Annotated in this window: 21 protein-coding genes and 1 other annotated feature; all 21 genes read right to left on the reverse strand. The window is 55.6% G+C overall.

Annotated elements, in window-relative coordinates:
• Positions 1-58: 58 nt before the first annotated feature.
• The 21 genes from PCAR_RS10450 to ilvN all read right to left on the reverse strand — a co-directional run bounded on the left by PCAR_RS10450 (position 59) and on the right by ilvN (position 21,946).
• On the reverse strand, positions 59-610 hold the full coding sequence (locus tag PCAR_RS10450; protein ID WP_011341634.1) for a thioredoxin family protein: 552 nt from the start codon (positions 608-610) through the stop codon (positions 59-61).
• 93 nt (positions 611-703) lie between these two features.
• The gene (gene recJ / locus PCAR_RS10455; RefSeq protein ID WP_011341635.1) at positions 704-2,428 is read right to left on the reverse strand and encodes a single-stranded-DNA-specific exonuclease RecJ; all 1,725 of its coding nucleotides are present in this window, start codon (positions 2,426-2,428) and stop codon (positions 704-706) included.
• A gap of 93 nt (positions 2,429-2,521) precedes the next feature.
• Positions 2,522-3,445: a protein translocase subunit SecF gene (secF, locus tag PCAR_RS10460; RefSeq protein WP_011341636.1), complete on the reverse strand. Its 924-nt coding sequence runs from the start codon at positions 3,443-3,445 to the stop codon at positions 2,522-2,524.
• 10 nt (positions 3,446-3,455) lie between these two features.
• Positions 3,456-5,057: a protein translocase subunit SecD gene (gene secD / locus PCAR_RS10465; protein WP_011341637.1), complete on the reverse strand. Its 1,602-nt coding sequence runs from the start codon at positions 5,055-5,057 to the stop codon at positions 3,456-3,458.
• 205 nt (positions 5,058-5,262) lie between these two features.
• Positions 5,263-5,574 carry a preprotein translocase subunit YajC gene (gene yajC, locus PCAR_RS10470; RefSeq protein WP_011341638.1) on the reverse strand — a complete coding sequence of 104 codons (312 nt, stop codon included), beginning with the start codon at positions 5,572-5,574 and terminating at the stop codon, positions 5,263-5,265.
• A gap of 87 nt (positions 5,575-5,661) precedes the next feature.
• On the reverse strand, positions 5,662-6,792 hold the full coding sequence (gene tgt, locus PCAR_RS10475; protein WP_011341639.1) for a tRNA guanosine(34) transglycosylase Tgt: 1,131 nt from the start codon (positions 6,790-6,792) through the stop codon (positions 5,662-5,664).
• A 74-nt stretch (positions 6,793-6,866) separates the two neighbouring features.
• Positions 6,867-7,898: a tRNA preQ1(34) S-adenosylmethionine ribosyltransferase-isomerase QueA gene (queA, locus tag PCAR_RS10480; protein ID WP_011341640.1), complete on the reverse strand. Its 1,032-nt coding sequence runs from the start codon at positions 7,896-7,898 to the stop codon at positions 6,867-6,869.
• A 201-nt stretch (positions 7,899-8,099) separates the two neighbouring features.
• Positions 8,100-8,288 carry a DUF2065 domain-containing protein gene (locus PCAR_RS10485; RefSeq protein WP_011341641.1) on the reverse strand — a complete coding sequence of 63 codons (189 nt, stop codon included), beginning with the start codon at positions 8,286-8,288 and terminating at the stop codon, positions 8,100-8,102.
• 222 nt (positions 8,289-8,510) lie between these two features.
• Positions 8,511-10,388: a YgiQ family radical SAM protein gene (locus PCAR_RS10490; RefSeq protein ID WP_011341642.1), complete on the reverse strand. Its 1,878-nt coding sequence runs from the start codon at positions 10,386-10,388 to the stop codon at positions 8,511-8,513.
• A 61-nt stretch (positions 10,389-10,449) separates the two neighbouring features.
• A complete protein-coding gene (gene argC / locus PCAR_RS10495) occupies positions 10,450-11,487 on the reverse strand; it encodes an N-acetyl-gamma-glutamyl-phosphate reductase (protein ID WP_011341643.1) in 1,038 nt (345 codons plus the stop codon).
• A 102-nt stretch (positions 11,488-11,589) separates the two neighbouring features.
• Complete coding sequence (rpsI, locus tag PCAR_RS10500; RefSeq protein ID WP_011341644.1) at positions 11,590-11,982, reverse strand: 30S ribosomal protein S9; 393 nt, start codon at positions 11,980-11,982, stop codon at positions 11,590-11,592.
• Positions 11,983-12,011: 29 nt separating this feature from the next.
• A complete protein-coding gene (rplM, locus tag PCAR_RS10505) occupies positions 12,012-12,440 on the reverse strand; it encodes a 50S ribosomal protein L13 (protein ID WP_011341645.1) in 429 nt (142 codons plus the stop codon).
• A 91-nt stretch (positions 12,441-12,531) separates the two neighbouring features.
• Positions 12,532-13,290, reverse strand: a complete 759-nt coding sequence (gene truA, locus PCAR_RS10510; protein ID WP_011341646.1) for a tRNA pseudouridine(38-40) synthase TruA — start codon at positions 13,288-13,290, stop codon at positions 12,532-12,534.
• On the reverse strand, positions 13,287-14,054 hold the full coding sequence (locus PCAR_RS10515; RefSeq protein WP_011341647.1) for an energy-coupling factor transporter transmembrane component T family protein: 768 nt from the start codon (positions 14,052-14,054) through the stop codon (positions 13,287-13,289). The genes truA and PCAR_RS10515 overlap by 4 nt, the downstream gene beginning before the upstream one ends.
• A 76-nt stretch (positions 14,055-14,130) precedes the next feature.
• Complete coding sequence (locus tag PCAR_RS10520) at positions 14,131-15,150, reverse strand: aspartate-semialdehyde dehydrogenase (protein WP_011341648.1); 1,020 nt, start codon at positions 15,148-15,150, stop codon at positions 14,131-14,133.
• A 71-nt stretch (positions 15,151-15,221) separates the two neighbouring features.
• Positions 15,222-16,319 carry a 3-isopropylmalate dehydrogenase gene (leuB, locus tag PCAR_RS10525; RefSeq protein ID WP_011341649.1) on the reverse strand — a complete coding sequence of 366 codons (1,098 nt, stop codon included), beginning with the start codon at positions 16,317-16,319 and terminating at the stop codon, positions 15,222-15,224.
• Positions 16,320-16,547: 228 nt separating this feature from the next.
• The gene (locus PCAR_RS10530; protein ID WP_011341650.1) at positions 16,548-17,078 is read right to left on the reverse strand and encodes a 3-isopropylmalate dehydratase small subunit; all 531 of its coding nucleotides are present in this window, start codon (positions 17,076-17,078) and stop codon (positions 16,548-16,550) included.
• A 39-nt stretch (positions 17,079-17,117) separates the two neighbouring features.
• Positions 17,118-18,398 carry a 3-isopropylmalate dehydratase large subunit gene (locus tag PCAR_RS10535; protein WP_011341651.1) on the reverse strand — a complete coding sequence of 427 codons (1,281 nt, stop codon included), beginning with the start codon at positions 18,396-18,398 and terminating at the stop codon, positions 17,118-17,120.
• Positions 18,399-18,455: 57 nt separating this feature from the next.
• The gene (locus PCAR_RS10540; protein ID WP_011341652.1) at positions 18,456-19,997 is read right to left on the reverse strand and encodes a 2-isopropylmalate synthase; all 1,542 of its coding nucleotides are present in this window, start codon (positions 19,995-19,997) and stop codon (positions 18,456-18,458) included.
• Between the two features lie 206 nt (positions 19,998-20,203).
• Positions 20,204-20,423: a binding site (T-box leader), on the reverse strand.
• 207 nt (positions 20,424-20,630) lie between these two features.
• Positions 20,631-21,275 carry a phosphatidylserine decarboxylase family protein gene (locus PCAR_RS10545; protein WP_011341654.1) on the reverse strand — a complete coding sequence of 215 codons (645 nt, stop codon included), beginning with the start codon at positions 21,273-21,275 and terminating at the stop codon, positions 20,631-20,633.
• A gap of 164 nt (positions 21,276-21,439) precedes the next feature.
• The gene (gene ilvN, locus PCAR_RS10550; protein ID WP_011341655.1) at positions 21,440-21,946 is read right to left on the reverse strand and encodes an acetolactate synthase small subunit; all 507 of its coding nucleotides are present in this window, start codon (positions 21,944-21,946) and stop codon (positions 21,440-21,442) included.
• Between the last annotated feature and the right edge of the window lie 12 nt (positions 21,947-21,958).

The raw sequence follows: 21,958 nt of genomic DNA on the forward strand, positions 1-21,958 counted from the left end.
GGCGGATTTTATCCCCGGGCTTTTTTCATATGGAGTCCGCTTTTACGGCTTCAAGAATTCAATGACGCCATTTGATGGAACACCCCATGGAGGGCGATTGAACTTCCAGACACGGCGCACCGTGTACAAGCGCTTCCATGGCGTCCCTGAGATTGTGCCGGGTCACCTTCCCCTCATCCTTCCAATTGTCATCGATACGACCATGATACACAAGAAACCCCGCGGCATCGAACAAGTAGGGGTCCGGCGTGCATTGCGCGGCAAAATCGCGTGCAACCTGCTGCGTGTCATCCACGAGATAAGGAAAATCGATCTGCAACGCGGCGATTTTCCGTTTCATTGCCGAAGGCGCATCCTCGGGATAGTCAGGGTGGATATTGCTGTTAATGGCCACGCAGGCTATACCACGCGATTTGAACTCGGCAGCCAAAGCGACAAGCCTGGGCCATTGGGCATTGGCATAGGGGCAGTGATTGCAGCTGAACACCACCAGCAATCCCTTGCGTCCGAACAATTCATCACTGCCGAAAAGATGCCCGTAGGGATCCTTGAGACGGAATGCCGGCATGGCGCTGCCAATGGGCATATCTTGCGAATAAACCAGGGACATAACACCACCTCCCTTGCGGAAAAGATTATTCGTCCCTGATATGATAACGCATCACGCCGGAATGAAAACCGGCAGGAAGGGTAAGATGCGGATTCAGGCCATGGAAACCGGGCGGATATCGCGCACCTGCAACTGAACGGAAACGCGCTCCCGCCATTCGTTGCGTTGCGGAGTGAACAGAATATCCTGCGGGCCGGCCAACTGCGCCTGCCTCTCCGCCATCCCGAAGGCGATACAAGGCAGACCGTGCCCTCCCTGACAGGCAATGAAACGCAGGTGTTTGTCCCCCACCCGTTGCACGCTTTGCAGATGCACTCCCCGCGCCAGATAAACCGGCTGCGGGTTGCCCGGACCGAAAGGGGCCAGACGAGATAGTTCATCGATGCTGTCGAGATCGATTTCCTCGAGAGAAACCTCGCCATCATGAAATTGCCTGAACCGCAAATCTTCCGGGCTCAGGGTCTGGCGGGCCAGTTTTTCGAAATCCCTGGCGAAGGCCTCCACCCGGCCGGCATCGATTGTCAATCCGGCTGCATACTCGTGCCCCCCGAACCCCTGCAGAAAGGCTTGACAGTCCGACAACGCCTGATAGAGGTGCAACCCCTTTATCGACCGGCCCGACCCCTTCCCCACCCCCTCGTTCAGTGCGATCAGGATGGTCGGACGATGATACTTCTCCACCAGGCGGCTGGCAACGATACCGATCACACCGGGATGCCAGCGCTCGTCAGCCAGCACAATGCTATGGGTGGCGCCGGATGACCGCTGCCGCCAACGCTCATCGGCCTGTTCCAGGGTCTGCTGTTCAATAGCCTGACGGTCGCTATTGACCCTGTCCAGCATTTCGGCCGTCGCCATGGCATCCTGTACGGACTCTTGCAGCAACAACTCGACACCGACAGCACCGTCTTCGAGGCGGCCGGCGGCGTTGATCCGCGGCGCCAGGCGGAAACCGATGCTCCCGCAGGTGACCTTGTCCACGCCGGCGACCTTCTTCAAAGCCTGTAGTCCGGCCCGACCGGAATGGGACAGCAACTCCAGTCCCGCCTTGGTCAAGGCCCGGTTGAGGCCCTTGAGCGGTACAATATCGGCAATTGTCCCCAAAGCGACAAGATCGAGTCCGTAACGCAGGTCGGGCTCGCAAACCGTCTTCCAGTGACCAAGATCCCGGAGGTGTTTTCGCAACGCGACCAACAGCAAAAATGCCACCCCGACACCGGCGAGATTCTTGAAAGGATAACCGCAATCCGGGCGGGATGGATTGACAATGGCAAGGGCCGCAGGTAGCGTTTCCGGAACCTGATGATGGTCGGTTATGATCAGATCCAGCCCCAGTTCAGCCGCCCGCATGGCCTGTGCGTGCGCGGAAACACCGCAGTCCACGGTCACCGCAAGAGTCGCGCCATGGGTCGCGCAATCTTCCAGGGCCGCGGCGGAAACGCCGTAGCCGTCCTTGAGACGCAGCGGAATATGATAGGAAACCCGGGCCCCGAAGGCCCTCAGGGTTTCAACCAGCAACGCTGTACCGGATATGCCGTCGACGTCATAATCGCCGTGCACCGCAATCTTTTCGCGGTTGCACACCGCCTGCGCAAGGCGCTCTACGGCCTTGTCCATATCGGCCATCAGGCAGGGATCGGGCATACTGGACAGTTTTGCCTGCAAAAAGGCTTGCACCTCATCGAGGGAGCCAAGCCCGCGCCGCAACAGCGCTTCCGATGCAAGTCGCGACAGGCCCAGGCATTGCTGCAAAGCCACGGCATCGAGTTGTTCGCTAACGTCTCGCTCTAACCAGAGCGTGTCGGATGCTTCACTCATATTTCCTCGGATCGATCGGTACGCACCAAAAGTGAAAGGGCCGGAAGGGTTTCCCCCCCCGGCCCCATTTTTACCAGTAACGGCAACCCGCAATCAAGGTGCCTTGACGGCCGCCTGCTTGCGATTCTTGTAGTCATCCCAGAACAGCAACACGGGGCTGGCAACAAAAATCGACGAATAGGTTCCGACCACCACCCCGACCAGCATGGCGAATGCGAAGTTGTGGATGACACCGCCACCAAACAGGAACAAGGCCAGGATAACCAGCAGCGTCGTTCCGGAGGTAAGAATGGTCCGGGACAGGGTTTCGTTGATACTGGCATTGACCCTGGTGGGGAATTCCTCCTTGGTCGATTTCGCGCAGTTTTCGCGGATGCGATCGTAAACGATAATGGTGTCGTTCAGAGAGTAACCGATGATGGCCAGAAAAGCGGCGATGATCGGCAGATCGATCTCCTTGTTGAACAAGGAAAACGCGCCAAGGGTGATAAGTACATCGTGCAGCAGGGCGATGATGGCACCCACGGCGAACTTGAACTCGAAACGAATGGTGATATAGATCAGGACGCCGACCATGGCAAAGACAATGGCCAGCAGACCTTTTTTGCGCAAATCCTTACCGACCTGCGGACCGACCATTTCCACCCTGCGGATTTCAACGGTACCTTCACCGTAGGTTTTTTCCAGGTGAAGGCGAATCTCATCAGCAAGCCCCTCGAGCTCGGAACTGGTATCCTGGGCGCGCAGCAGAAATTCATGGGAATCTCCCTCGAAGTTCTGCACCAGCAAACCCTTCATATCCATCTCCTTAAGAGCGGACTTGATCTGGGCTGCCTTGGTCGCTTCGGTAAACTTGACCTGAATGAGGGTTCCCCCGGAAAAATCGATACCGTAATTGGGACCGCCCTTGACGACCAGAGAACCCATGCCCACTACAATCAGCACCAGAGAGAAGATCAGCGCCAGTTTGCGCCAGCCGACAAAATTTATATTGATATCATGCTTGATAACCTGCATGCCGTCCTCCCTAGATACTCAATCGCTTGACCTGGTAGCGTTCCAGGAAAAAGTCGAAAATAACACGTGAGACGAATATCGCCGTAAACAGCGACGCGGCAATCCCGATGGACAGGGTCACGGCAAAGCCTTTGACCGGACCGGTGCCGAACTGAAAGAGCACCAAAGCAGCGATCAGGGTCGTGATATTGGCATCCATAATGGTCAAAAAGGCTTTACTGTAGCCGGCCTCCAGGGCATTGCGGGCACTCTTGCCGAGCCGCAACTCCTCACGGATACGCTCATAAATGAGCACATTGGCATCCACCGCCATCCCCAGAGTCAGCACGATACCGCCGATACCTGGCAGCGTGAGACTGGCCTTGCACAGACTCAGCATGGCCATAATGAACACCAGGTTGAGTACCAGGGCCAGGTTGGCCACCAGGCCGGCGAGGTTGTAATAGATGCCCATGGCCAGCACCACCGCCACGCAGCCGATAATGACCGACCAGATACCACGATGGATGGAATCCAGACCGAGGGAGGGACCGACGGTGCGATTTTCAAGGATGGTAACCGGCGCAGGCAATGATCCGGCCCGCAGTACGATGGCCAGATCGGTGGCCTCCTGCTCGTCGAAGGAACCGGAGATCTGCGCGCTGCCGCCGGAGATCCGTTCGCGGATAAACGGCGCGGAATAAACGGTATCGTCAAGCACGATGGCCATGCGCTTGCCGACATTGGAAGCGGTTATCTGGTCGAAACGCTTGGCACCGACAGCATTGAAGTCGATCGATACGTAGGGTTCGTTGAATCGGGGGTCTATCCGCACCTGCGCATCGGAGACCAGATCGCCGGTAAGCACGGTTTTGTCGTAGACCACCAAGGGCGTCTGGGTGACCGCGCCACTGCGCCGGTCAACCTGTCTTTCGTAAAGCAACTGGGTACCGGGAGGCAACACCCCTTTGGCCGCAGCCTGCAGATCGATGTTTTCCGCAACCATCTTGAATTCGAGCAAAGCGGTTTTGCCGAGCAGGTCCACGGCCCGCCGGGGATCCTTGATGCCGGGCAACTGAACCAGAATACGGTCGCTGCCCTGCCTTTGCAGAACGGTTTCACTGACGCCGAATTGGTCGATGCGGTTACGTAAGGTCTCGAGAGCCTGCTTCACGGCATTATCCTGGATGGACGCCACGGCAGAAGAGGAAAAGCGGAAATATTTTTCGATATAACCGCCCTGAGTTTCCAATGTTAAAGGCTCCAGATCGCGATAGCCGCCGTCGGCCATAAAGGCATCGACCTGCTTGCCGGCCTCGTCGTCATAAACAACGACAACCAAGCGATCGTTACCCACCCGGGAGACGCGCTTGAAAATGATGTCTTTTTCTTTCAGCTCGGTTTCCACCTGGTCGACGATGCCGTCGATCCGGCTTTCGACCGCTTTTTCGACATCAACCCCGAGAACCAGGTGCATGCCGCCCTGCAGATCGAGTCCGAGATGCAAAGGGTCGAAGCTCTTCTTCAGCCAATCAGGGGAACTGTTGGGAAACAGAGTCGGCATTAAAGCCAACAATGACAGAGCGAGGCAGAACAGTACAACCCCTCCCCGCAGCTTGATGCTCTTGGACATGGCTTTTCACTACTCCTTTCGCAATCAATGGCAACACGTCGTCCGACAATCCCCCGCGAGTTGAGTATTCCGGCAGGAGGTCCTGCCGAATCTCAATAACGCTCGCAGCAAGCGTCAGCGCCGTAAATAAGAATCTCTTCCCGCCCGCAATGGCAACATGCAAAAGCAACAGGTCGGATCCGCCGAAAGGGTTACCCCCTGAGGCTTAATTCTGCCCAACACTTACAATAGAGGAACGATTCATCTTGATTTTGACACCGGTGGCAACTTCCAGGGTGACGATTTCATCCTGCACGCTGGCCACTTTGCCATGAATGCCGCCGGCGGTAACGACCATATCGCCGACCTTGAGTGCATCCACCAGGTTCTTATGCTCTTTGGCGCGTTTTTGCTGGGGACGAATCAGCAAAAAGTAAAAAATACCGAACATCAACACCAGCATGATGACCGTTCCGTAGGGATTGCTTTGACCACCGGGAGGGGCCGCCATGGCATGTGCTTCGGAAATCCAGAACATAATCAGCTCCTTTAGTTTGAAGTTTCGATCTTCGAGGTTGAGTTTATGAGCAGACTAACATAAATGCAAGAACAGTCTCCGACTTTTTCAAACCGACAGGCCGCCATCGTTTCTACGTCGGTAAAAATCCGCACGGAAGGCTTCGAACCGGTCCTCTTCGATGGCAACACGTGCCTGCGCCATCAAATCCAGATAGTAGTGAAGGTTATGCCGGGTATTGAGCATCGAAGCCAGGATCTCGTTGCTTTGAAACAGGTGCCGCAGATAGGCACGGCTATAATGACGGCAGACATAGCATCCGCAGTCAGGGTCGATGGGACCGTCGTCGTCGGCGTAACGCGCCTGTTTGATGCTGATCTTGCCGAAAGACGTAAACAATGTTCCGTTGCGGGCATTGCGTGTCGGCATGACGCAATCGAACATGTCGACCCCACGGGCAATGCCTTCAATAAGGTTTTCCGGCGTCCCTACCCCCATGACGTAACGCGGCCGGTTGTCAGGCAACAGCGGCAGGGCCACATCCATCATCTCGTACATACGCTCGGCTTCTTCGCCGACGGACAGGCCGCCAAGGGCATAGCCGTCAAAGCCGATCTCCATGAGCTGCTCGGCACTTTGGCGGCGCAGATCGGCATGCATGCCTCCCTGTACAATACCGAACAGGGCTGAACCGTCCTGTGCGCTGCGGGCTTTTTTGGATCGCTCGGCCCAGCGCGTTGAAAGGGCCGTAGATTCGGCGACATACTCGCGCGAAGACGGATAGGGAATACATTCATCAAAGACCATGATGATATCTGACCCCAAAGCCTCCTGCACGGCGATAGACAGCTCCGGCGTAAGGATCTGATGGGAGCCGTCAAGATGGGACTGAAAACGTACACCTTCTTCGCTTATTTTGCGCAATTTCCCGAGGCTGAAAACCTGAAAACCGCCGCTGTCCGTCAAAATCGGTCCGTCCCAGTGCATGAAACGGTGCAAGCCGCCTAATCGCCTGACACGTTCATGGCCTGGCCGCAAAAACAGGTGATAGGTGTTGGCAAGTATAATCTGAGCGCCTTCTTCCTTCAACTGCTCCGGCAAAATAGCCTTGACCGTACCCTGGGTACCTACCGGCATAAACACGGGCGTTTCGACCACGCCTCGCCGAGTGATCATCCTGCCGCGGCGGGCTCTGCTGGTGGTATCTTGTTTTAAAAGTTCAAATCTGAAATCGGTCACAGATCACATTTCTCTCTAAAAGACGATCGAAGGAAACATTCGGAGACATCTCCGGACTTCGACATGGGTACCTATCAAAGGATCAACATACAGTCGCCGTAACTGAAAAATCGAAATTTTTCCGCCACAGCCCGCTGATAAGCCTCAAGGATGAATTCACGTCCGGCAAGGGCGGCCACCAGCACCAACAATGTGGAGCACGGAAGATGGAAATTCGTGACCAGCCCGTCAACGATCCGAAACTTGAATCCGGGGCGTATAAACAGATCGCATGTGCCGGCCCCTGCCTGCAACCTGCCCTGTTCATCGACAGCGTACTCCAGTGTACGGGTACTGGTGGTACCGAGGGCAATCACACGCCGGCCGTCATCCTTGGCCCGATTAACCGCAGCGGCCGTACCCTCGGGCACAAAATAATTTTCCTCGTGCATCCGGTGTTCGGTAATATCGTCGGTACGCATGGGAAGGAATGTCCCCAGGCCGACATGCAGGGTCAGAGGCTGAATCTCTACCCCCTTGGCCCGCAAAACATCGAGAATCTCATCGGTAAAATGCAGCCCTGCCGTGGGCGCCGCCACCGCGCCGGCCTCGCGTGCAAAGACAGTCTGATAACGGCTGCGGTCATCCGGTGTAGCCTCACGTCGGATATACGGCGGCAGCGGTATCCGGCCCACCTGCTCCAAGACTTGACTGAAATCGCCCTGAAAAGAAAACCGCACATGCCGATAAGGAGGTTCACCCCCTTCGACAACCGTGCCTTCAAGGCCTTCGCCAAGAATCAAGCGCGTCCCCGGACGGGGTGATTTGGAACACTTGGTAAGGCACGCCCAAACCTCTTCCACGCCGGGCAAACGCCGTACCAGAAATACCTCGATACGGCCGCCGGTTTGCTTGCGGCCGATCAGACGCGCCGGGATTACACGCGTATCATTCACCACAAGCACATCACCCGGACGAAACCAATCGGCGATATCGGCGAACTGCGCCAATTGAAGCTGTTGCGTCACTCGGTTGAGAACCATCAGGCGGGAAGCCTGTCTTTGCGCCAAAGGATGTTGGGCGATCAATTCCTCCGGCAACTCAAAATCAAAATCACTCAAACGCATCGCTTGAAAAACCTACCGGTTGCGCGGGGCCCAAGTGCCCCAGCAATCAAACATACCTGTCGAACAAAAGTCAACGTCTATCGGCCTCTGGCAAAAAATCGGACATCAATAACGCGCCATGCAAATCATCCGGGAAACAGGCCGGCTCCAAGCCGACTGCGGATATGGAATGCAAAAAAAGGAGCGTCGATATGACAAGGGTTATCCCTTCACAAGATATACCAGCAGCAATCCGCCCAGCATCAGAAACAGGCCCATACCACGCAAAACACGATCCGGCAGCGCGACAAAACTGAGCAGCGTTCTTTTCATTCTCGGCGGTGAAAGAAACCAGGGCATCCCTTCGACAATCAAAACGACCCCTGCAACTGTCACCAAAAATTCGACCATGGTTGTCTCCTGCCGGAATTGTCTAAAACCATTATCATTCCCTGACTTATAGACCTTTGCAGGGCAAGAACACGCTCGAAGACCGTATCGACCGGACTCAGCAGACCGACCTGGGCCTTCGCCAAGGGGCGCTATATTAAGCTTCCGTGCCAGGCCTGTCAAGCAGGCCTCCAGGTTAGAGCCAGCGCACAATCGTTCACAGAAAACGGCCTGGATCCCAGGTTATTTTCCGCGACTCGGCCTTTTCGGGGGGCGCCTTCTCGATCTTCGGGGCGGCCCGGCCTTTTTCGGCATGTTGGCAGGAGGGGCTCCCAATAGTTGCGCGGCAACGTCCTCCCGCCCGCAGATTTGCAATGCCTGCAACACATCATCCCGGTTTTCGGGAAGATGCGATAACAGCAAAGCTTTTTGCAGTCGCCTTTCCCTGGCCGACCTGGCAACCGCAACGGGCGTATCCGAATAGGGATCGACCCCCGTATGGTACATGCATGTGGCAAGGGTCCCGGGCGTGGGAGTGAATTCCTGAACCTGCTCGACGCGCATCCCGTTTTCCTTGAGGAACAACGCGGTATCGACCATATCGCCAAGGGTACATCCCGGGTGACCGGCGATCAGATAAGGGACCACGGATTGACGTTTATCCAGAGCGCGGCTGTAAGCACGAAACTGTTTCAAAAAACGGTTGAAAAGCGCCGCACCCGGCTTGCGCATGATACGGGCCACTTTGTCGCTGAGCGTTTCAGGCGCAACTTTCAACAATCCCCCGACATGATGTTTAAGCAATTGTTGAAAATATGCCGGCTGTCGTTCCAACAGATCCAGGCGAATTCCGGACGCGACAAAAACATGCTTCACGCCGGGGAGCCTTCTCACTTTTTCGAGCAGTGAGGCCGCGGCTTGATCTTCGATGACCAGATGCCGACACGGCTGCGGAAACAGACAACCGTCACGGCGGCACGATTTGCGTGCCTTGATATTCCCGCAGGACATACCGTACATATTGGCGGTCGGGCCGCCCACATCGGTGATTGTACCGCGGAAGCCCTTATCCCGGGCCATGTCCGTTACTTCAGAGACAATCGAAGCCTGAGAGCGAGACTGGATAATTTTTCCCTGGTGAGACGCGATGGCGCAAAAAGCACAGCCCCCGCAACAACCTCGATGGCTGGTAACGGAAAAACGGATCTGTTCAAAAGCCGGGATCGATTCCCGGTAACCGGGATGGGGCTTACGACTGAAAGGCAAGGCATAAATGCCGTCAAGCTCGGTCTGGGATAATGGCAGAGACGGCGGATTTACCAGCACCCAACGGTTGCCGTGCCGTTGCGCCACAGCCCGGCCGCTATAGGGGTTGCCCTCCTCGGCGGCGAGACGGAAGGCACGACCGAAAGCCTCCGGGTCGTTGCTGACCGCTTCATAAGATGGAAGTTCCAGGGCACCAGGGGGGATATCCGGACAAACAACAGCGGTGCCGGGCAGATTCATAATCTGTGCGGGGCTCTCCCCGGCGCAACAGCGCCGGGCCAGCTCGAGCAAGGTATTTTCGGCCATGCCGTAAATCAGAAGATCGGCCTTGGCGTCAACCAATACCGAACGACGCACCTGCTCGGTCCAATAGTCGAAATGAGCCAGGCGGCGCAAACTCGCTTCGATGCCGCCGACAACGACGGGCACCCCTTTGAATACGCCCTTGAGAGCCGCGGTATAGGCAATCACGGCCCGATTCGGGCGGGCGCCCGCTTTACCGCCGGGAGTGTAAGCATCGTTCCGCCGCAGCTTGCGCGCGGCCGTATAGTGATTAACCATGGAATCCATGGCGCCGGCGGACACGGCGGCAAACAACCTTGGACGCCCCATGACGCTAAAGGCTTGCGGCTGACGCCAATCGGGCTGAGCCAGGATACCTACACGGTAACCGTAATGGGCCATAAACCGGGCCAACAACGGAACGCCAAAGGCCGGATGATCGATATAGGCATCGCCGCTGACAAACAGGATATCCAGTTCGTCCCAGCCGCGGGCGAGCATTTCCTGCCTGTTGGTAGGCAAAAAATCGCTGCAGTGCTGCCCTCCGGAAGTCCCGGCGGCTGGATTAATCACCTTGTTGACCGATACATTGACATAGAAACGACACAGGGTTCCTCAATCGGCAAGACATAAATCAGGGATACAGCGGAAGATCACTCAATCCGCTATCTTCCGACCACGCCTGCATAAGATTCATGTTCTGTACCGCCTGACTTGCCGCCCCCTTAAGCAGGTTATCGATAACCGACACGATAATGACGCGACCGGTTCGCTTGTCGCTGACCACACCGATATTGCAGTAGTTACTGCCACGTACATGCAAAATATTGGGAAGCTCGCCTTGAGGATGAACCCGCACGAAGATCTCGCCGGCATAGCGCTGGGCGTACAATTGCTGGAGCTGTGCCGTGTCCATCGGCTGCACTAAAGAAGCGTAACAGGTTGACAGGATACCGCGGTTCACCGGCAACAAATGGGGAGTGAAACTGACCTGCACAGGCTTTCCGGCAAGCTGCCCGAGGGTCTGTTCGATCTCGGGGGTGTGCCGATGAGACGCCACGCCGTAGGCCTTGAATCCCTCATTGACTTCGCAGTAAAGGCTGCCGACCTTGGCTGATCGACCCGCCCCGCTGGTACCTGACTTGCTGTCGATAATCAGCGAAGCTGCGTCGATAAGGTTATTTTCCAACAACGGAGCCAACCCCAGCGCAATGCTGGTAGGATAGCACCCCGGATTGGCGACGAGCCGGGCATCAACCACCTGCTGACGATACAGTTCAGGCAAGCCGTAGACCGCTTCGTCAAGCAACTCGGGGCTGGTGTGTTTGTCATACCATGCTTCGTAGACATCGACATCGTGCAGGCGATAATCGGCGGAAAGATCCACCACCTTTTTCCCGGCATGGAGGAAAGCCGGAACCACGGCCATAGCTGCCTTGTGGGGCAATGCCGTGAACACGAAATCGGATTTCCGAATAATCGTATCGACATCTACGGGATCGAATGTCAGATCGATGCGCCCAGCCAGAGAAGGAAACACACTGTCAATACTTGCACCGGCGTTTTGCCGGGACGTGACACAAGTGATTTCGACTTGAGGATGGTTGAGCAACAGACGAATCAGTTCGACGCCGGTATATCCACTGGCGCCGACAATGGCAACTTTCAGCATGATATCCTCCTCAAAAGCGAAAAGGGAAACCCACGGGTTTCCCTTTGCACCTTGACTGACAAGAAACAGCCCCGCCTGATGCCGGGCTGTAACATATCCGGATTAACGTTTGGAGAACTGGAACCGCGCACGAGCACCTTTGCGCCCGTATTTCTTACGTTCCTTGGCACGGCTGTCACGGGTGATGAAGCCGGCTTTTTTGAGAACGCCGCGCAATTCGGGATCGGCCTCCAGCAGAGCCTTGGTGATACCATGCTTGATGGCACCGGCCTGTCCGGAAGGTCCACCGCCGCAGACATTGACCATAATATCGAACTTACCCATATTGTCGGTCAGCTCGAGCGGCTGGCGGATAACCATCTTGGAGGTTTCACGACCAAAGTACTCATCCAGAGTGCGACGATTAACGGTAATATTGCCTTCACCCGGCTTCAGCCAGACGCGAGCAATGGAAGTTTTTCTTTTGCCGGTTGCGTAGAACCTTTGTTCGGCCATCTTTATCTCCTGACTCGGTTCTGAATTCTTCAGATGTTCAATTCGAGCGGCTGCTGAGCTGCGTGGGGATGATCGCTGCCGGTATAAACCTTCAGCTTGCGGAACATGTCACGCCCCAGTTTGTTCTTGGGAAGCATGCCCTTGACAGCTTTTTTGATCAGATCTTCGGGTTTTTTCTCGAGCATCTGAGCGGCGTTGGCTTGACGCAACCCGCCAGGATATCCCGAATGACGATAGTACATCTTAGCGGACATCTTGTTACCGGTCAGCTTGACTTTCTCGGCGTTGACGACAACGACGAAATCGCCGGTATCGACACTCGGGGAGTAGATCGCTTTATGCTTTCCCCTCAAAACGCGAGCAATTTCAGTCGCAGCCCGACCCAGCACCTTGCCGTCCAGATCTACGATGTACCAATTCTTTTTGACCTCGGATTTCTTTGCTACCTGCGTGCTCATGGCTTCCTCTCTATGCGTAAACTGTGATTTTCGTAACGGGACCACAGGACAACCGAACTTAACGGAAAGCCCCCGGTATGTCAAGGTCTTTTTAGCCTTCGACGCAATCCTGGGGCGCATAGGCGACTTCCATCAGACAAAGCCCCTGCGCAGGTGCGGTTATGCCGGACTGTTTGCGGCAACCACCGGCCAACATGGCGCCGACCTCTTCCGGCGGACGAGCCCCCCGGCCAACCTCGACCAGGGTGCCGACCATGATACGCACCATGTTGCGCAAAAACCCGCTACCGCGCACATCGACATAAACCCACTCCTCGGCATCCACAATATCGACGGAAAATACCTCGCGAACCGTGGTGCGGGCGGCACATCCGCTGGCACGAAAGGCCGCGAAATCATGACGGCCGACCAGCAACCGAGCTGCCTGTCGCATAGCTTGCAGATCGAGCACGGTCCGCACATGCCAGCTAAAGCGGCAAGCCAACGGCGATCTCACCGGCGAGCGGTAAATACTGTAACGATACCACTTGCCCACAGCGCTGTAACGGGCGTGAAAATCATCCGGCATCAAAGCCGCATCGCGCACCGCGATCTGGGCGGGAAGAAAACGGTTCACACCCTCCCTGTAGGCCGCCATCGGCAAAGGTTGCGGCGTAACGAAATGCGCCACCATGCCCCGTGCGTGCACACCAGCATCGGTACGTCCGGAAGACACCAGGCTATGCGGGCCGCCACAAACCTTTGCCAGTGCTTCTTCGACCACCTGTTGCACCGAGAGACCATTGGGTTGTCGCTGCCAACCAACGTACGGCGTTCCATCGTATTCAATAATAAGCCGGACTACGCTCACGGCAACCCCCAGAACCAAACGAATGCAAAAATACCTACGACAAAAAAGATCCCCAGGTCACGAAAAGCCAAACGATGGGCGACGCCGGCTCCCTCCATCGAAACAGGAACCTCGCCGTCAAGCACGGCGTCGGCCATCGTATCGGTCGCCAGAATCAGTCGGTCGAAGAGATGGCCGAACTCGCTAACCCATCCTGCGACCCCATAGCGATGGGCGCCGACAGCAGCCTTGCGAGCATCCATAAAAGCCAACACTTCATCCTGAACCCGGGGCAACCACATAAGGACCAGCATACCGTGGCGAGCCACACGATGAATCGGGACCAATCCTTCGACCGGCCTCATCACGACAAGCACAGCCGCCAGCAACGCCGGCGCTGAGGTAGTCCAGCAAAATAACGATGAACAGGTAACCGCCAATATCAGGCGCCAACCCACCATCGAACCTGCTATCAATCCATCGAGAGACAAAAAAGGCAGCCCCATAAGCGTTCGTCCCGAACCACCGATCAGATGCAACAACACACCCGCCATCAACACCCAGCGCAAGGCATAAACCCGCTTCAGAACACGAAGGAAGGAAACACGCCCCACCATGACCGCCAGCAACACGACCATCGTCAGCAAGGCCAACCGCCAGATCTGCGTGGCGGAAAAGACCGCAACAAGGACCGCCGTCAGAGCAACCAGCTTCCCCCGGGGGTCAATATTTACGATCCAAGGCGCCGCAACATCGCCACCTGCTGAACCCCAATCGATGCCCATGGTCGTCACCAAAAGATAAAGGGGGCCAAGCGGCCCCCTCTGTCCATAAAGTCAAACGATAAAACGCATCCAACGATCACAGATACTTGGCCGCAAGCAATTCGGCTATCTGCACTGCATTGGTAGCTGCTCCCTTACGCAGATTGTCGGCCACCACCCACAGGTTCAAACCGTTATCGATGGACTCGTCTTCCCGGATGCGCCCGACATAGGTAAGATCCTGCCCGGCCGCATCGATGGCCGTAGGATAAACCAGATTGGCCACATCATCCACCACCTTGACACCGGGGGCCGCCGCAAGCAGTTCACGGGCCTTGGCCGCGGACAGCGGTTTTTCGGTTTCGATATTTACAGCTTCACTGTGGCTGTAAAAAACCGGAACGCGCACGGTTGTCGCGGTAACCCGCAAAGATTCGTCACCCAGAATCTTCTGCGTCTCGTTAACCATCTTCATCTCTTCCTTGGTATAGCCGTTATCGAGGAAGACGTCAATATGGGGCAGACAGTTAAAGGCGATCTGATGAGGATACACCTTACATTCTGCGGGACGGCCGTTAAGCAATTCCCCCGACTGAACGCGCAGTTCGTCGATGGCGTTGAGGCCGGTACCGGAGACTGCCTGATAGGTTGACACCACGATACGCTTGATTTTGGCATAATCGTGCAACGGCTTCAGTGCCACCATCATCTGAATGGTGGAACAGTTGGGATTGGCGATGATCCCTTTATTGGTATGCAGCGCTACGTCTGCGGGGTTAACCTCGGGAACCACCAGGGGCACATCCGGATCCATGCGCCAGGCGCTGGAATTATCGACACAAACAGCGCCGGAAGCGGCAGCAATGGGGCAAAACTCCTCACTACGGGATCCCCCGGCGCTGAACAGGGCGATATCGATATCCTTGAAAGAATCCCTGCCAAGCTTCTGCACCACGAGTTGCTCGCCCTTGAATTCAAGAAATTTGCCTTCAGAACGTTCGGAGGCCAGCAGCCGCAACTCCTTAACGGGGAAATTGCGCTCGGCCAATACTTCGAGCATCTGATTTCCCACGGCGCCGGTGGCCCCGACAACTGCAACATTAAACAACTTGGACATGGGTGATTCCTTCCGCTTGAACCGCAATAATATAGATTCGTCAGGCCGGACCTACTCCGGCCCCTTTCCGTTTAACTTTTAATAAGCTCGGCAACCACGGCATCGCCCATGGCGCTGGTGGATACCAGTTGTTCACCGTCGGCATCCTGATAGATATCTCCGGTACGCAAACCGGCGGCGAGGCAATTTTCCACGGCTTTTTCGACAGCATCGGCGGCATCGGCAAGTCCGCAGGAATAGCGCAGCAACATGGCCGCAGAAAGAATCTGAGCCACGGGGTTTGCTATATTTTTGCCGGCAATATCGGGGGCGCTGCCACCAGCCGGCTCATACATGCCGAAACTACCCTCGGCCAGGGAGGCGGAGGGAAGCATACCGAGGGAGCCGGTGAGCATAGCCGCTTCATCGGACAAGATATCGCCGAACATGTTGGGGCACAAAAGAACATCGAACTGCTTGGGTGCCTTGACCAACTGCATGGCGGCATTATCGACATACATGTGGCTCAAGACAACGTCCGGATAATCGGCGGAAACACGCTCGACCACTTCACGCCACAGCACCGAGGTCGACAGTACGTTGGCTTTATCGATGGAAACGAGTTTCTTGCCGCGTTTGCGGGCCGCATCGAAAGCCACGCGCGTAATACGCTCGACTTCGGCATCGGTGTAAGCCATGGTATCGAAACCGCGGCGCTCACCGCCTTCGCCTTCCACGCCTTTGGGCTGGGCAAAATAAATACCGCCCGTAAGCTCCCGCACGACCAGAATATCGAAGCCACCCGCAATGACTTCCTCTTTCAAAGAGGAAGCGGAGGTCAGGGCAGGAAAAACGATGGCGGGCCGCAAGTTGCAGAACAGCCCGAAAATACGCCGCAACGGCAACAATGCCCCCCGCTCGGGGCGCTCTTCGGCAGGCAACGTATCCCACTTGGGACCACCGACGCTGCCGAATAGAATAGCGTCGGAAGCCTGGCAGATCTCCACAGTCGCATCGGGCAAGGCCTTGCCATCCCGGTCGATAGCGGCGCCGCCGACATTGGCGAACTGACGCTCAAAACGCACTTGAAACTTCTGTTCCACGGCATCGAGTACCTTCATGGCTTCCGCCATGATTTCAGGACCGATTCCATCTCCGGGCAATACCGCCAACTTGAATTCTTTTTTCATCTGAATATACTCTCCTCACGGCCGAGCCCCTACCCTGCCACACAATCCGGCACAGGTTCCCGCTCAACCGGCGTCATGATAAAAAGCACCCCTGGAAATTGTCAAATATTTTCCCCTGACCCGAGAACACAACATCAAGCCTGGTCCAGCTTCGACACAACCATGTGTGCAACTTTTGGCACATGTGACACAAAAAACGACCGGACCCTTGGCCCGGCCGTCTTCTGCTCAATAACGCTTATCAGCGAACTCGACCCAACCACCGGCCTCAACCAGCGCTTGATCGAAGGGACTGATGTCGAAACGGCATACCTCGTTGCGCCCACCGGCCGAAGCCGTAAGCTGGTGCCCCTGAAGATCAACCTCGATACTGACTTCACCCTCCTGTGACAGGGCAAAAATCCGATCGATATCGGCTGCAGGCAACTCAATGGCCAACATCCCGCAATTGAACATATTCTGGCGGAATATGCGCGCGTAGCTCTCTGCAATCACCGTATAAATGCCGTTAACCTCAAGAGACCAGGGCGCATGTTCACGGGAAGATCCGCAGCCGAAGTTTTTACGCGTGACCACTACCGTAGCTTTTTGCAATGCCTCGCCGGCAGGATCAAACCCCTCCAGCTTCAGATCCTCAAGCAAGTAGGGCTTAAGGGCTTCCTTGGTAACCTCGGTCAGGTAACGGGCCGGAATAATTTCGTCGGTATTGATATCGGACCGGTCCAGAAACAATGCCGGCCCTCCAAAAGTTCTTTTCATGGGTATCTTTGCTCCTTCCTATAAAAACCGCCGCAGCCGTTAAAGATCGCGCGGATCGGTAACGGTTCCCTTAATACCGGTGGCGGCAGCCGTGGCCGGACTCATAAGGTAGACCATTCCGCCTTGCCCCATGCGCCCCTGGAAATTGCGATTACTGGTAGCCGCACAGGCTTCATCGGGCGCAAGCACGCCGTTACTCATACCGAGACAGGCGCCGCAGGTGGGATTGGTAATACAAAAACCGGCATCCATAAACGTGGCAAGGATCCCTTCTTCCATGGCCTCGCGGAAAATTTTCGGCGTCCCCGGCGAGAGAATGCCTCGCACATTGGGCGCCAGCTTATGCCCCTTGAGAATATCCGCGGCCTGACGTAAATCCTCCAGTCGACCGTTGGTACAGGTACCGATATAAACCTGATTAACAGGCGTACCGGCCATCTGCCGAGCGGTCTTGACGCAATCGGGTTTATAGTCGTAGGTCACCTGCGGCTCAAGTTGGCTGACGTCGATATCGAGCACCTTGGCGTATTCGGCATCGGCGTCGGAATGCCACTTACGAAAATCGGCGAGGGCCGCTTCCTTGCTGGCATATTCTTCCGAGATAAACGGCCAGAGATAATCGACAGTCACCTGATCCGGCAGACAGATGCCGCAAGTGCCGCCGGCTTCGATGGCCATGTTGGTCAAGGTCATACGAGCATCCATGGACATGGCATCGACCACGGGCCCACGGAATTCGAGCACGTGATCGGTAGCGCCATTAACGCCAAGCTTGTGAATAATGTGCAGAATCACGTCTTTGGAATACACATGTTCGGGCAAGGTACCGGTAATATTGACCAGAATGCTCTGCGGCTTGCGAAAAGCACATACCCCCTTGAGGATGCCGACCTCCAGATCGGTGGTCCCGACACCTGCGGCAAAAGCACCGAAGGCTCCGTGGGTACAGGTATGACTGTCCCCCATGATGACCGTGTAACCGGGTCGGATGAACCCCTTTTCAGGGAACAGCGCATGGCATACACCGTTCTGACCGATATCGAAAAAGTCGGGAATGTCATGACGTTGCGCCCACTCGCGCAGGATTTTACCCTGAATGGCCGTTTTGGTATCCTTGGCCGGGGTCACATGATCGATAACGGCTTTAATTTTAGATGGATCGAAAACCCGATCCTTGCCCCGCCACTCGAGATCGGCAATAGCGACAGGGGTAGTGATTTCATGACAGAGAACCCGGTCCAGGTCGAGAACGTAAGTACCCGGAAAAGGTTCGTCACGCAAATGCGCTGCGAATATTTTCTGTGCGATAGTCTGTCCCATAAATGACTCCAAACAATTCTTGAAAAAAACAGGCCGAACAGGCGGCCTGTGACACACTTAAAAATGGGCCGACGGGCGGGCCTTTACGATCAATGCCAAACGGTTAAGGGCATTGATGTACGCCTTGGCGCTGGCCACGATGATATCGGGATGTGCGCCCTGACCCAGAACTTCGCGGCCGTCAAGCTCCAAACGGACCGTACATTCACCTTGTGCGTCAGTTCCCCCGGTTATAGCCCCCACGGTAAAACTGAGCAGATCGGCCTTGCTGTCGGTCAGCTTTTTGATGGTTTTGAAGGTGGCGTCTACAGGACCGCCGCCCATCATAGCCGCCTTTTTGATTTCGCCGTCAATCTCCATGGCCACCGTAGCGATCGGGGCGGCAAACGAACCGGAACTGGTAACCATCTGCACCAGCTTGTACTTTTCAGGGATACGAATAATTTCGTCGGCCACAATGGCGTCGAGATCTTCGTCGAAAATTTCTTTTTTCTGATCGGCAAGTGCCTTGAAACGGGTAAAGGCCCGATCCAGATCTTCCTTGGAAAGATCGTATCCCAACTCAACCAGACGCTGTCCGAAAGCGTGACGCCCGGAATGCTTGCCCAGGACCAGCTTGTTCTGGGTCAGGCCGATCGATTCGGGGGTCATGATTTCGTAGGTCGACTTATCCATCAAAACGCCGTGCTGGTGAATCCCGGCTTCGTGGGCGAAGGCATTGGCACCGACGATGGCCTTATTGGGCTGCACCTGAATGCCGGTAATGGTCGATAACAGCTTGCTGCTGGCATAAAGATGCTCGGTCACGATATCGGTCTTGAACGGCAGGATATCGGCCCGGGTGCGCAGGGCCATAACGACTTCCTCCAACGAGCAGTTTCCGGCCCGTTCGCCGATCCCGTTGATGGTGCACTCGATCTGTTCGGCACCGGCTTCGACAGCGGCCAGCGAATTGGCCACGGCCAGCCCCAGGTCGTTATGGCAGTGAACCGACAGAATGGCTTTGTCCACATTCGGTACGTTGTTTTTGAGACCGCGAATCAGGGCCGCGAATTCGGAGGGGATACTGTACCCGACCGTATCGGGGATATTCACCACTTTGGCACCGGCGGCGATAACCGCTTCGACCACCCGGGCCAGAAATTCCGGACGGGTGCGGGCGGCATCCTCGCAGCTGAATTCGATATTTTCCGTGTAGCGGCCGGCATGTTTGATGGCGGCTACGGCGGTTTCGACAACCTGGTCCTCGCTCATTTTCAGCTTATACTTCATATGGATATCGCTGGTAGCCAGGAAGGTATGAATACGCCCGCGTTCCCCCGCATATTGGAGGGCCTCCCATGCACAGTCGATGTCCTTGACCGCCGCGCGGCAAAGGCCAGCGATCTGCGGCCCTTTGATGGTCTCGGCGATCCGCTTGACGGCCGCGAAATCCCCTTCCGAGGCAATGGGAAAGCCTGCCTCGATAACATCGACATTCAGCTTTGCAAGCTGGGAAGCTATCCGCAGTTTTTCATCGATATTCATGCTGGCGCCGGGCGATTGTTCGCCATCGCGCAAGGTGGTGTCGAAAATTTTGATACTTTTGACGTTCTCCATGTGACCTCCGTCAGTCGTGACTCCCCACTTCACCAAGAGCCGGGAGCAGTCGTTGTTGTGAATGATTTACGGACGATTTCAGGTACTTCATCATGCGGATGAAGCATCAGGTCGCTTAGGTCCGATTCCACCTGACCACCCCCTTTCTTTCCACTTTGGCAAAAGAACCGCGAGTCGTGCGCTGCATACAAAAAAGCTCCCTCCCTTCCAGGGGCGAGAGCTTTGCTTCGCGGTACCACCCTGATTCAGTTCCAGCAGGAACCCTTCATTGCCCTTAACGCAGGATCACGTCACGACCTAGCCGATTTCAACCGGATCAACCGTGCGACTCCGAGGCGAGTTCAGTCCGCTCGATACCGGCTCGCAGCGACCGCCGGCTCTCTCCTATCGAGGTAAAGACCTAATACTCCTCTTCAACGTCTTTATTTTTCTTTCGTTCGCCCTAATAGACCAGACTCAAAGCCTTACTGTCAAGCCGTAATGGCCCCGAGGCGGGGCAATGCAGCGTTTTTTCGATGCGACAATACGAAATTCAGCGGCCTTGAAATCGATGCGGGCAAAACCTCGCACCCGGGCATGGCATGGAATTGCCCGGGCGCGGTTACATGGCATACCCTCCGGGGCGACGACAAGTTACTTCAGGAAGCCGAGGACAGTCTCCCCGCAGCAAACACGTTCTCCGACAGTCACCTGAATGTCGACGTCGTCCTCCAGATAGATATCAACCCGTGATCCGAAGCGAATCAGCCCGTACCGGGCACCCCGCTGCAGAATATCGCCAACGACCGGATAGGTCACAATGCGCCGTGCAATCAGACCGGCGATCTGAACCACCAGCATCCGCCGACCGGAGGTATGCTCAAGCAACATCCCGGATTGTTCATTGTGCAGGCTGGCCTTATCCATGGCGGCATTCAGAAACTGGCCCTTATTGTAGAACATATCGACAACCTTGCCGGCCATCGGCACCCGGTTGACATGCACGTTGAAGACCGACATGAAGATACTGATTTTGGTCACTTCGCTTTTAAAATAACGCTCTTCAAGCGCGGGGCCGACATAAACGACCTTGCCATCGGCCGGCGCCAGTATAGCCGCATCTTCCGCATCGCTATAACGATCCGGATTACGAAAAAAATATGCCGCAAAAAGTGTCAGACCCAGGAACAAAAGAGTGCAGACACTCCAACCGAGAAGAGCAAAGACCAAAGTAATAAAAGCAAACAACCCAATGAATGGATAGCCTTCAATAGCAACAGGCTGATTCTGATTACGCATATAACGGTTTCCTCTCTGGGGCGTATAAAATTGATCTTTCAGATTTCATAAAACCCCCGAAAATACCTGATGGCATGGACTCCAACATTGTAAGTAAAGCAACCGACCGGGGAAAAGACCAAAGGTCACCTGCAATCTGCCACCCGGAGTGGCAACGGGTGAAATCAGCCGTGCAGGCCCTTGGCGCCCCGCCCCAGAACGACCGGACCGGAGCGAACGATTTCCTGAATGCCGATGGGCTTGAGTAAATCGATCACAGCCTCGATCTTGCCAGGGGCGCCCGTGATTTCCATGGTGTAGGATCGCGCTGTCACATCGACAACATTGCCCCTGAAAATATCAACGATGCGCAGCACTTCCGCGCGCGTATCTTCGGTTGCCTGCACCTTGATCAGAGCCATTTCGCGCTCTACATATTCGGTATCGGTAAAATCGATAACCTTGATGGTATCGATCAATTTATTGAGCTGTTTGGTGATCTGCTCGAGGATGCGCTCATCCCCGCTGGTTACAATGGTCATGCGGGAAAGACTATCATCCAGCGTCGGTGCAACGGAGAGACTCTCAATATTGAATCCCCGCCCGGAAAAAAGACCCGCAACGCGTGTCAGAACACCGAACTCGTTTTCCACCAAAACGGATATTGTATGTTTTGCCTCACGGCTTGCCATGACACCCACCTC

Origin of the sequence: Syntrophotalea carbinolica DSM 2380, from assembly GCF_000012885.1 — a bacterium.
GTDB classification, from domain to species: domain Bacteria; phylum Desulfobacterota; class Desulfuromonadia; order Desulfuromonadales; family Syntrophotaleaceae; genus Syntrophotalea; species Syntrophotalea carbinolica.